This window comes from Photobacterium gaetbulicola (assembly GCF_003025515.1).
Taxonomy (GTDB): Bacteria; Pseudomonadota; Gammaproteobacteria; order Enterobacterales; family Vibrionaceae; genus Photobacterium; species Photobacterium gaetbulicola.
Genome location: NZ_PYME01000074.1, coordinates 1 through 870 on the forward strand (window position 1 = coordinate 1; position 870 = coordinate 870).

General features: G+C 44.1%; 1 pseudogene. It reads left to right on the forward strand.

What is annotated here, in order from left to right:
- Positions 1-373 precede the first annotated feature (373 nt).
- Positions 374-744: pseudogene (locus C9J03_RS26365) on the forward strand (transposase); the annotation flags it as partial.
- Positions 745-870: the final 126 nt, after the last annotated feature.

Here is an 870-nt window from a genome sequence, read left to right on the forward strand (position 1 = left end):
TGTAGTATCTGAATATCACGCATCTTGTTTTCTTCTTTTTGTTTTTGTGGTGAATTCATTAGATCAGAAGGCAAGGTGCGTGTCTACTTATTGAGCAATAAGGAATTTTTGTGGGGATTCCTGAGCCCGAGGCTATATATGGTCTAATCGCAGCTTTGAACGCCTTTAAAAACTCATCTGGACTTAATGCTCGAATTTCTTCTAATACCCATACTCCTTTATGGCCTGAGCTTTGTTGAAGAATATTCAAAGGAACAGCGATACCTGTAGCAGGTCTTTTGCACATCACCTGAGCTTGCTCTAATGACCTGCTCCCCGCTTTCTAATCCAGCCAATACTTAGTAATGTTCATCTTATAAGAAGGAAGGTGAATATGAAGAAGCGATTCAACGAACAGCAAATCATTGCTATTCTCAAGGAAGCGGAAGCGGGGTTGCCCGTCAAAGAATTATGCCGCAAGCACAACATTTCCGATGCCACATTCTACCTCTGGCGTAAAAAGTACGCGGGCATGGATGTTTCCGATGCCCGTCGCTTGAAAGCATTGGAAGATGAGAATGCCAAACTGAAGAAGCTCTTGGCGGAATCCATGCTTGATGTTGATGCTTTGAAAGCGGCTCTTAACCAAAAGTATTGACCGTCGGAGACAAGCGCAAGGCTGTGCATGCAATGCAGGAAGTCACCACGATTTCGGAACGCAAAGCCTGTCTGCTCGTCGGTATAAATCGCGCATCGATGAGATATGTAGTGGTCAAGTAAAATTGGCCACGGTTTTAGAGTCATTCCAGAATAACCGTTCTGACTCATTTGGCGTCAGACCACCGTTATATTGATGTGGCCTGATCTCGCTGTAATATCCTGTGATGTACT